Annotated in this window: 10 protein-coding genes; 6 read left to right on the top strand and 4 right to left on the bottom strand. The window is 72.2% G+C overall.

The annotated features are described in order from the left end of the window. From MTQ10_RS05895 to MTQ10_RS05885, 3 genes are all read left to right on the top strand, one after another. Positions 1-1,536: LCP family protein (locus MTQ10_RS05895; RefSeq protein ID WP_247462953.1), on the top strand; the 1,536-nt coding region annotated here is incomplete at its 5' end. Between the two features lie 278 nt (positions 1,537-1,814). Further along, positions 1,815-2,180, top strand: a complete 366-nt coding sequence (locus tag MTQ10_RS05890) for a four-helix bundle copper-binding protein (RefSeq protein WP_247462951.1) — start codon at positions 1,815-1,817, stop codon at positions 2,178-2,180. Positions 2,181-2,265: 85 nt separating this feature from the next. Continuing rightward, complete coding sequence (locus MTQ10_RS05885; RefSeq protein ID WP_374117572.1) at positions 2,266-3,078, top strand: class I SAM-dependent methyltransferase; 813 nt, start codon at positions 2,266-2,268, stop codon at positions 3,076-3,078. Between the two features lie 63 nt (positions 3,079-3,141). Here MTQ10_RS05885 and MTQ10_RS05880 read toward each other — a convergent pair whose 3' ends face one another. Both MTQ10_RS05880 and MTQ10_RS05875 read right to left on the bottom strand, forming a co-directional pair. After that, entirely contained in the window at positions 3,142-3,768 is a 627-nt protein-coding gene (locus MTQ10_RS05880) for an HAD family hydrolase (RefSeq protein ID WP_247462949.1), read from the bottom strand. Continuing rightward, positions 3,761-5,044: an LCP family protein gene (locus MTQ10_RS05875; RefSeq protein WP_247462947.1), complete on the bottom strand. Its 1,284-nt coding sequence runs from the start codon at positions 5,042-5,044 to the stop codon at positions 3,761-3,763. Before MTQ10_RS05875 ends, MTQ10_RS05880 begins: the two co-directional genes overlap by 8 nt. 119 nt (positions 5,045-5,163) lie before the next feature. On the opposite strand from MTQ10_RS05875, the gene MTQ10_RS05870 reads away from it, so the two are divergent. Further along, the gene (locus tag MTQ10_RS05870; protein ID WP_247462945.1) at positions 5,164-5,721 is read left to right on the top strand and encodes an acyl-CoA thioesterase; all 558 of its coding nucleotides are present in this window, start codon (positions 5,164-5,166) and stop codon (positions 5,719-5,721) included. A gap of 272 nt (positions 5,722-5,993) precedes the next feature. Here the strand turns inward: MTQ10_RS05870 and MTQ10_RS05865 are convergent, their stop codons facing one another. After that, entirely contained in the window at positions 5,994-7,151 is a 1,158-nt protein-coding gene (locus tag MTQ10_RS05865; protein WP_282611830.1) for an acyl-CoA dehydrogenase, read from the bottom strand. Between the two features lie 210 nt (positions 7,152-7,361). On the opposite strand from MTQ10_RS05865, the gene MTQ10_RS05860 reads away from it, so the two are divergent. Next, entirely contained in the window at positions 7,362-8,705 is a 1,344-nt protein-coding gene (locus MTQ10_RS05860; protein WP_247462943.1) for a UDP-glucose dehydrogenase family protein, read from the top strand. Positions 8,706-8,802: 97 nt separating this feature from the next. Here MTQ10_RS05860 and MTQ10_RS05855 read toward each other — a convergent pair whose 3' ends face one another. Continuing rightward, positions 8,803-9,309 carry a CGNR zinc finger domain-containing protein gene (locus MTQ10_RS05855; protein ID WP_247462940.1) on the bottom strand — a complete coding sequence of 169 codons (507 nt, stop codon included), beginning with the start codon at positions 9,307-9,309 and terminating at the stop codon, positions 8,803-8,805. 160 nt (positions 9,310-9,469) lie between these two features. Here MTQ10_RS05855 and MTQ10_RS05850 point away from each other — a divergent pair, with 160 nt between their 5' ends. Beyond that, positions 9,470-9,829: a VOC family protein gene (locus MTQ10_RS05850; RefSeq protein WP_247462938.1), complete on the top strand. Its 360-nt coding sequence runs from the start codon at positions 9,470-9,472 to the stop codon at positions 9,827-9,829. The last annotated feature ends 48 nt before the right edge of the window (positions 9,830-9,877 follow it).

The raw sequence follows: 9,877 nt of genomic DNA, 5'->3' as shown, positions 1-9,877 counted from the left end.
CAGCAGGCCGGGCGCCCGCCTCGGCCGACCGGCCGTCCACAGCCGCCGGGCGGCACCCCCGGCACCCTCCGCACCCCCGGCCCGGGCGGCACGTCCCGCGCTTCGCGCCCGTCCCGCCCGTCCCGGCCGCCCGTGCGGCGCCGGAAGCCCCGCTGGGCGCTGCGGGTGGCGACCGGCCTGTCCGTGGTGGTCCTGGCGTCCGCCGGGATCGGACACTCGGTGCTGAGCAGCCTGGACGCGGACCTCGGCCGCGTCGACCCGTTCAAGGACATGAAGAACCGGCCGCGTGCCGGGCACGGCATGAACATCCTCCTCGTCGGCACCGACGGCCGCGACCGGATCACGGAGGCCGAGCGGCGGCGCTACCGGCTGGGCGGAGCCCCCTGCCACTGCACCGACACGATCATGATCGTGCACATCTCGGAGGACCGGGAGCGGGCCAGCGTGGTCAGCCTGCCGCGCGACTCGTACGCCGTGACCCCGGCGCACACCGACGCGGTCACCGGGAAACGGCACCACGCCCACCCTCTGAAACTCAACGCGGCGTACGCGGAGGGCGGCCCGCAGCTGACGGTCCGCACGGTCGAGCAGATGACCCGTGTGAAGATCGACCACTATCTGGAGGTCGACTTCGTCAGCTTCATGAAAACCGTCGACGAGCTGGGCGGCGTCAAGATCTGCACCGCACAGCCGCTGAAGGACTCCTACACCGGCCTCGACCTGGCGCCCGGCACGCACACCCTGACCGGCGGGCAGGCGTTGCAGTACGTCCGCGCCCGCCATGTCGACGGCGCCGCCGACCTGGGCCGGATGAAACGCCAACAGCGGTTCCTGGCCGCGCTGGTGGACCGGGCCACCTCCTCCGGGGTGCTGTTCAACCCGCTGAAGTTCCGTGACGTGACCCGCGCGGTGCTCGGCTCGGTCCGCGCGGACAAGGGGTTCGGCACCGGCGAACTGCTCGACCTGGGCCGGGCGATGCGCAACTTCTCGCCGTCCTCCTCGGAGTTCACCACCGTCCCGATCGGGCAGGTGGCCTACGCCGTCAAAGGCATCGGCTCCACGGTGAAGTGGGACCCGGCCCGGGCAGAGGCCCTGTTCGAGCGGCTGCGGGAGGACCGCCCGCTCGCCGCCGCGCACCGCACGGGCGGCAGCAGCACGCCCCCCACCCGCGTCGAGGTCGACCCGCAACAGGTCCGCGTCCAGGTGGAGAACGGCACCACGACGGCGGGCCTCGGCAAACGCGTCGACACCGCCCTTCGCGCCACCGGCTTCCGCACCACCGGCGTCCCCGTCAACGCGGCCCGGCACGACGTGCGCCGTACGGTCGTCTCCTACGACCCCCGCTGGGACCGCTCGGCCCGCTCCCTCGCCGCCGCGCTGCCCGGCAGCGAACTGCGCGCCGTCAAGGGGCAGGGGCCGGTGCTGAAGGTGATCGTCGGCGGGGACTTCCGCAACGTCCGCACGGTACGCGCCGAGGAACCCGCCCGCGCCGCCGCACCGGTCGTCCGGGGCAACGAGGTCGCCTGCCCGTCGTAGGCCGCGTCCGGCACGGCCGGGCCGTGAGGGGCTCACCGGCGAGCCGCGGCCCCCTGAACGGCCTCTGGACGGCCCCCGCGACGCCTCCCAGGCCGTCTCCACGGCCTCCCCCGGCCCCGGCGATGCCCGGATCGGCGACGACGACCGTGACCGGGGCGCCACGGCACGCAGCGAGCCGCGGACGAAACGGTTCCGCCGGATGGCGTTCACGGGCCGCAAGGCGTAGGACGGGAAGGGCACGGGGCCCGCCCCGGGCCCCCGCGGCCCCAGGAGGAGCCATGACCATGAACCAGCCGGGCACGGCCGCGATGAGCAAGGAGATGCAGGACTGCGTCGAGGCCTGCATGTCCTGCCACACCATGTGCGAGGAGACCATGAGCTCCTGCATGCAGATGGGCGGCCAGGCCCAGATGCAGATCATGCGGGCGCTGATCGACTGCTCCGAGATGACCCGCATGTGCGCCGACATGATGATGCGGCGCTCGCCGCTGCACACCGAGATGTGCGCGATGTGCGCCAAGGCCTGCGACATGTGCGCGGAGGCGTGTATGTCCATGCCGGACGACGCGCAGATGATGCGCTGCGCCGAGGCGTGTCGTCGCTGCGCCGAGATGTGCCGCTCGATGGCGGGCGCCACGATGTGACGGACCGGGACGTCCGGCCGGTCGAGGGCACCCTTCGGGGTGCCCTTGATCGTGGGCTAACGCCGGCACCGGCATGCTGACCCGCATGATCGACATGACGGAGGCGTTCGACGCGGCCGAGCGCGAGATGTGGCGAGGGCGGGCCGAGGCGTACGCCGGGAGCTTCGGGCGGCTGTGCGCGCACACGGTGCCGGCGCTGCTCGACGCGGCCGGGGTGACGTCCGGGACGTGCGTGCTCGACGTCGGCACGGGGACGGGCACGGCGGCCCTTGCGGCCCTGGAGCGGGGCGCGGAGGCGGTCGCGGTGGACGCCGAGCCGGACATGGTGGTCACGGCACGCGGCCGGGGCGTGGCCGCCGAGGTCGCGGTCCTCCCGGAGCTGCGGTACGGGGACGGTGAGTTCGACGCGGTCGTGGCGAACTTCGCGCTCAACCATGTGGGCCGGCCGCGGGCCGCGCTCGCCGAGCTGCGGCGGGTGCTGCGGCCGGGCGGGCGGCTGGCGGTGACCCTGTGGAGTGCCCGGCGGGGTGCCGGGCAGGAGCTGCTGGGCCGGGCGGTGCAGGCTGCGGGGGCGGTGCCGCCCGCGGATCTGCCGCGTCTGGACCCGGCGGAGGACTTCACACGCACCCCGGAGGGGGTGGCCGCGCTGCTGGCGGAGGCCGGGTTCGGCGGGGTGCGGGCCGAGGAACTGGAGTGGGATCACAGGGCGACGCCGGACGCGTGGTGGAGCGGCGCGGCCGGCGGGATCGCCACGATCGGACGGGTCGTCACCGCGCAGACCCCGCAGACCGTCGCCCGGATCCGCCGCGAGTACGACCGCCTGGCCGCCGGTCTCACGGCGGAGGACGGTCTGCTGCGGCTGCCGCACGTGGCGATCCTGGCGCACGGAACAGCCTGAGGTACGGGGCACTGCGGCGGGCCGTGGCCGGCACCCCGGCTCCGGCCCCGCCGTACCGTCCCGTCAGAGCAGCGGCGCCAGCGCGGTCTCCAGATCGGCCGCGGTGCGGAAGCGGACGCCGGTCATGCCGAGGGCCTCGGCGGCGGCCACGTTCTCCTCGGTGTCGTCGACGAACAGGCACCGCTCCGGCCGTACGCCGGCACGGGACGCCGCCAGCCGGTAGATGCGCGGGTCGGGTTTGGCGATGCCGACGCGGGCGCTGCTGACGACATGGTCGGCGAGGTCGGCGAGGCCGAGTCCGGCGAGGTCGTCCTCCAGGGTGAGTGTGGCGTTGGTGACGAGGACCAGCGGCACACGCACCCGGGCCCGCCGCAGCAGGGCGACGACCTCCTCGTCGGCGCGGAACGGCAGCTCCAGCAGGGTGGAGCCCAGCTCCCAGGCGGTGTCGTCGGGGACCAGCCCGGCCAGGCCCTCGGCGATGGACGCCACCCATTCCTGCGGGGTGACCTGACCGAGCAGGACGGGCAGGTCGACGTGCGGGGCGAAGGCGACCTTCATGGTGGTGCCCTCGGCCAGACCGGCGGTGCGCTCCAGGGCGAGCAGGCCGGAGTTGTCGTAGTGGCGGATCACGTTGTCGACGTCGCACAGCACGGCGTCGAAGGGCGGTCGGCCGCCGGTCGGCTCAGTCACCCTTCACCGTGACCTTCTCGTCGTTGTTCAGCTCCTTCACGAGCTGCTTCACTTTCGCCTTGTCCCAGACGAGGTTGCCGCCGCGGGAGCCGGAGATCGGCATGTTCATCGACGTGCCGTCGCCGCCGTTGACGCCCTTCATCGCGAAGAACATGGACGCCAGGTCCCACAGGGACATGTCCTTGTCGACGATGAGGGAGTCCAGGCCCGCGCCCATCGTCGGATAGAACTTGAACGGGTTGAGGACCGTCGCCGGGGTCGCCACCTGGTGGGCGAGCGCGGCGAGGAACTTCTGCTGGTTCTTGGTGCGTTCCAGGTCGGACGCGGCGAAGGCGTGCCGGGTGCGGACGAACGCGAGGGCCTGCTGGCCGTCGAGGGTCTGCTTGCCGGCCTGGAAGTCGGCGCCGGAGTACTTGTCCTTGAACGGCTTGTCGATGGTGATCTCGACGCCGCCGACCGCGTCCACGATGTTGGCGAAGCCGGCGAAGCCGATCTCGACGTAGTGGTCGATGTGCAGGCCGGTGTTGAACTCGACGGTGCGGACCAGCAGCGTCGGCCCGTCCTCGGCGTAGGCGGCGTTCAGCTTGGTGTGCCGGCCGGTGCCCTGGAAGGTCTTGCCGGACTCCGAGCCCTTGTAGGTGGGGATCTCCACGTCCGAGTCGCGGGGCAGTGAGATGAGCGTGTCGCCGTTGTCGCCGACGTGCAGAATCATCATCGAGTCGGTGCGCTTGCCCTCGGCGGAGCCGGTGTGGAGCTTCTTCTTGTCCTCCTTGGACAGGCCCTCACGGCTGTCGGAGCCGACGATGAGGTAGTTGGTGCCCTCACCGGCCTCGGGCCGGTCGATCACCGTGGACAGGTCGACCTCGCGGCGCAGCTTGGAGTCGGCCCAGAAGTAGGTGCTGACGGTGGTGACGACCACCACGGCGGCGACGGTGATCGCGGTCCACTTGATGCGCTTGCGCCAGTTCGGCGCCGGGCGCGGGCCCCCCTCGGCGGTGCCGGCGGGGCCGCGGCCACCGGGGGTGCCGTAGACCTGGCCGGTGTTGTAGCCGCTGTCGTAGCCGCCGGGGCCCTGGGCCTCACGGCCGTCGGTGTACGACGGCTGCGGCGGGATCTGCCCGCCGTGGCCGCCGCCCTGTGCGGGCGGTGCGGCCGGGCCGCGGCGGACCTGCCGCATCACGCGGGCGCCTTCGGGCTGCGCGCCTGCGCTGCCACGTCCGTAGCGGGGGGTGCCGCGGTTGTCGTCGCCGGGCCAACCCTGGGGCCAGTCATTCATGGGCCCCAGTGTGCAGGGCGCGGAGGTGTTCCTTACAAGCTCCGTCGGAAAATCACAGCCCGGCTGTTGCGAAGTCAACACAAAGTCCGCAGATGTCGCCTCAGCATAAGGTGGAGGCCATGACAGACCAGGCCTTCGCCGCGGCTTCGGCGACTCCGGAAATCCCGGGCAAGCCGACCTCGGCATCCCGCACCACGCTCAGCCACATCATGACCCACAACGACACCAACCTTCTGGGGACGGTGCACGGTGGCGTGATCATGAAACTGGTCGACGACGCGGCCGGGGCGGTGGCGGGCCGGCACTCCGGCGGTCCCGCGGTGACCGCGTCGATGGACGAGATGGTGTTCCTGGAGCCGGTCCGCGTCGGCGACCTCGTCCATGTGAAAGCCCAGGTGAACTGGACCGGCCGGACCTCCATGGAGGTGGGTGTACGGGTCCTCGCCGAGCGCTGGAACGAGTCCGCGCCGGCGACGCAGGTCGGCTCGGCCTACCTCGTCTTCGCCGCCGTCGACGCCGAGGGCAGGCCGCGCCCGGTGCCGCCGGTGATCCCGGAGACGGAACGCGACAAGCGCCGCTACCAGGAGGCGCAGATCCGCCGCACCCACCGACTGGCCCGCCGCCGCGCCATCCGCGAGCTGCGCGAGAAGCGGGCGGCGGAGGGCTTCGAGGACTGAACCTCCGGCACCGCGTCCCGAACGGACGCGTCCCGCACCGGCACAACGTGCACGGCCCGACCCCGGATGTCCGGGGTCGGGCCGTGCACGTTGTGCCGGTCGCGCCGGTCGATCGACCGGTGCTCGACGTCAGCGGCTGTTCTCGAGTCACCGGCTCCCCAGGATCTGCCCGGCATGACGCCCATGAACGGCCCTGGTCAGGCCGCAACGGGCAGAAGGCCGAGAGCGCTCCTCCGGAGCCTCAGAACCGCCTCTGACCTGCCGAAACCCTGCTACGGCAGGTTGCGGGCCATCACGATCCGCTGAACTTGGTTCGTGCCTTCATAGATCTGCGTGATCTTCGCGTCGCGCATCATCCGCTCGACCGGGTAGTCGCGGGTGTAGCCGTAGCCGCCGAGGAGCTGGACGGCGTCCGTGGTGACCTCCATGGCGACGTCGGAGGCGAAGCACTTGGCGGCGGCGCCGAGGTACGTCAGGTCGGCGTCGCCGCGCTCGGAGGCGGCGGCGGCCTGGTAGGTGAGGGCGCGGGCGGCCGAGATCTTCATCGCCATGTCGGCGAGCATGAACTGGATGCCCTGGAAGTCGGCGATCGGCTTGCCGAACTGCTTGCGCTCCTTCACATAGCCCTTGGCGTAGTCGAGGGCGCCCTGCGCGATGCCGAGGGCCTGCGCGGCGATGGTGATGCGGGTGTGGTCCAGCGTCTTCATCGCGGTGGCGAAGCCCGTGCCCTCCTCGCCGATCATGCGGTCGGCGGGGATGCGGACGTTGTCGAGGTAGACCTCGCGGGTCGGGGAGCCCTTGATGCCGAGCTTCTTCTCCGGGGCGCCGAAGGAGACACCCTCGTCGGACTTCTCCACGACGAACGCGGAGATGCCCTTGGAGCGCTTCGACGGGTCGGTGACGGCCATCACCGTGTAGAACTCGGAGACACCCGCGTTGGTGATCCAGCGCTTGACGCCGTTGAGGACCCAGTGGTCGCCGTCGCGGACCGCGCGGGTCTTCATGCCGGCGGCGTCGGAGCCCGCGTCGGGCTCGGACAGGCAGTACGAGAACATCGCGTCGCCCTTGGCGAGCGGCGCCATGTACTTCTTCTTCAGCTCCTCGGAGCCGGAGAGGATCACCGGGAGCGAGCCCAGCTTGTTCACGGCCGGGATGAGGGAGGAGGACGCGCAGACGCGGGCCACCTCCTCGATCACGATGACCGTCGCCAGGGCGTCGGCGCCGGCGCCGCCGTACTCCTCGGGGACGTGCACGGCGTGCAGGTCGTTGGCGACGAGGGCGTCGAGCGCCTCCTGCGGGAAGCGGGCCTCCTCGTCGACCGCGGCGGCGTACGGCGCGATCTTCGCCTCGGCCAGCGCGCGGACGGCGTCGCGGAGCATGTCGTGCTCCTCGGACGGGCGGTACAGGTCGAAGTCAGCCGATCCGGCCAAGGTCTCTCACGCTCCAAAACGCTGCGATGGTGGCGCTAACTACCGTTAAGTAACTCAATTTTAGTAGGGCCCTGCCGAAGGCGGGTACGTGAGCTTGGCGACAGAGGGGAAATTTCCCGGTGGGGCCCGCCCCGATGCCCCGGACGGAGGGCCCGGGCGCCCCGGCTATGCTCGGGCGCGCACGACATGCCGTAGACCTCTGGAGCACCCATGGCCCTCAAGATCACCGTGATCGGCACCGGTTATCTCGGCGCCACCCACGCCGCGGCCATGGCGGAACTGGGCTTCGAGGTGCTCGGCCTCGACGTCGTGCCGGAGAAGATCGACATGCTCCGGCGGGGCGAGGTCCCCATGTACGAGCCGGGTCTGGAGGAGCTGCTCCGCAAGCACGTCGAGGGCATCGCGGGCTCGACCGGGCGGCTGCGCTTCACCACCGACTACGCGGAGGTCGCCGCGTTCGGCGACGTCCACTTCGTGTGCGTGAACACTCCGCAGCGGCACGGCGAGTACGCCGCCGACATGTCGTACGTCGACGCCGCGATCGCCTCGCTCGCCCCGCATCTGACCGGCCCCGCGCTGGTCGTCGGCAAGTCGACCGTGCCGGTCGGCTCGGCGGACCGGCTCGCCGCCTACCTCACCGAGCACGCCCCGGCGGGGGCGGACGCGGAGCTGGCGTGGAACCCGGAGTTCCTGCGGGAGGGCTTCGCCGTGCAGGACACGCTGCACCCGGACCGGATCGTGGTCGGGGTGCGCAGCGACCGCGCGGAGAAGCTGCTGCGCGAGGTGTACGCGACGCCGGTGTCGGAGGGCTCGCCGTTCGTGGTGACGGACTTCCCGACGGCCGAGCTGGTGAAGACGGCCGCGAACTCCTTCCTCGCCACGAAGATCTCCTTCATCAACGCGATGGCCGAGGTGTGCGAGGCGGCCGGCGGTGATGTGGCGAAGCTCGCGGAGGCCATCGGGTACGACGACCGGATCGGCCGGAAGTTCCTGCGGGCCGGCATCGGCTTCGGCGGCGGCTGCCTGCCGAAGGACATCCGCGCGTTCATGGCGCGCGCCGGTGAGCTGGGCGCCGACCAGGCGCTGACGTTCCTGCGGGAGATCGACTCCATCAACATGCGCCAGCGCGGCCAGATGGTGGAGCTGGCCCGGCAGGCGCTGGGCGGCGGGCCGTTCCTCGGCAGGCGGGTCGCGGTGCTGGGCGCCACGTTCAAGCCGGACTCCGACGACGTACGGGACTCGCCCGCGCTGAACGTGGCCGGGCAGATCCACCTCCAGGGCGGCCAGGTGACCGTCTACGACCCGAAGGGCATGGAGAACGCCCGGCGTATCTTCCCGACGCTCGGCTACGCCGACACGGCGCTGGACGCGGTGCGCGGCGCCGATGTCGTACTGCATCTGACGGAGTGGGCCGAGTTCCGGGAGCTGGACCCGGCCGCGCTGGGCGAGGTGGCCGCGGCCCGGGTGATCCTGGACGGCCGCAACGCCCTGGACCCGGAGCTGTGGCGCCGGGCCGGGTGGACGTACCGGGCGATGGGGCGGCCGACGGCGTAGCCGTCCTTGCGGGCCGGGGCGGCGGACGCCGTTTCGGCCGAGGCTCAGTCGGCCGAAACGGCGCCACTGACGCATTCTGCACCACGCGCCCCGGGGCTCACGCGCCCTTCGCCCGGTAGCGCCGCATCTTCGCGCGCGCCCCGCACACCTGCATCGAGCACCAGCGGCTGCGTCCGGCCGGGCTGCGGTCGTAGTACGCCCAGTGGCAGGTGTCCGCCTCGCAGGCCTTGAGCCGCATCCAGGTGCCGGCCACGACCGCCTCGGCGACGGCGGCGGCCACCCTCGACAGCAGCGGGCCCTCGTCGGCGGGGGCGAGGGCCGCCGAGCCGTCGGCGGGGTCGACGGTGACGACGAGCGGGGCCGCCGCGAGCAGGCCGGCGAGCGGGGTGACGGTGCGGTGCGGGGGGTGCCCGGCGTGGGCGAGCAGGGCGGCGCGCAGCGACTCGCGCAGTTCGCGTGCCGCGTCCACGTCCGGCTCGGTGAGCCCGAAGCGCGCGCGGCCCTCGGCCGTGTCCAGCGCGTCGGCGCCGGACTCGAGGTCGATGGTGTTGACCAGGGACTCGACCAGAGCCAGCCCGCCCGGCGCGGGTGATCTCTCCGTCATGGCTGCACGCTACCTCCCGCGTCCCACGCGGTTTCCGCGTCCACCCGGCCTCTTCGGGGCCGTATTCCCCTTGCGACGTTACCTGTAATACGGGAGCATGCGGTAACCGTTACCGGTTACCCGTTCCATACAGGTAACCCCGTGAGCGAGGAGGAACGTCATGGCCGTCGCCGAACTGGGTGCCGTCGTCCTGGACTGCCCCGACCCGGGCAAGCTCGCCGCCTTCTACGCGGAGCTGCTCGGCGGGACCACGGAGGGCGAGGGCGACTGGGTCGATCTGAAGCTGCCCGGCGGGCGGACGCTGGCGTTCCAGGCGGCCGAGGGGCACGTGCCGCCGAAGTGGCCGTCGGCCGAGCACTCGCAGCAGCTGCATCTCGACCTGAGCGTGCCTGACCTGGACGCGGCCGAGGCGAAGGCGCTGGCGGCGGGCGCGAGGCCGCTCGACGCGGACGACAGGTCCCGCACTTTCCGTGTCTACGCCGACCCGGCTGGGCACCCGTTCTGTCTGTGCGCCTGCTGATCCGGCGCCCGGCCGCCGATGTGCCAGCTGCCGCGGGGCCGCCGGCCG

This window comes from Streptomyces sp. XM83C (genome assembly GCF_023072675.1).
Classification (GTDB): domain Bacteria; phylum Actinomycetota; class Actinomycetes; order Streptomycetales; family Streptomycetaceae; genus Streptomyces; species Streptomyces thermocoprophilus.
Note: the sequence above shows the minus strand (reverse complement) of the source record. Positions and strands in the feature narration are given on the sequence as shown.

Excerpts from the sequence above, each read along its gene's own strand:
- MTQ10_RS05885 (WP_374117572.1), top strand. The coding sequence starts at position 2,266 with ATGATCGACATGACGGAGGCGTTCGACGCGGCCGAGCGCGAGATGTGG.
- MTQ10_RS05875 (WP_247462947.1), bottom strand. The coding sequence starts at position 5,044 with ATGAATGACTGGCCCCAGGGTTGGCCCGGCGACGACAACCGCGGCACC.
- MTQ10_RS05860 (WP_247462943.1), top strand. The coding sequence starts at position 7,362 with ATGGCCCTCAAGATCACCGTGATCGGCACCGGTTATCTCGGCGCCACC.
- MTQ10_RS05870 (WP_247462945.1), top strand. The coding sequence starts at position 5,164 with ATGACAGACCAGGCCTTCGCCGCGGCTTCGGCGACTCCGGAAATCCCG.
- MTQ10_RS05855 (WP_247462940.1), bottom strand. The coding sequence starts at position 9,309 with ATGACGGAGAGATCACCCGCGCCGGGCGGGCTGGCTCTGGTCGAGTCC.
- MTQ10_RS05890 (WP_247462951.1), top strand. The coding sequence starts at position 1,815 with ATGACCATGAACCAGCCGGGCACGGCCGCGATGAGCAAGGAGATGCAG.
- MTQ10_RS05850 (WP_247462938.1), top strand. The coding sequence starts at position 9,470 with ATGGCCGTCGCCGAACTGGGTGCCGTCGTCCTGGACTGCCCCGACCCG.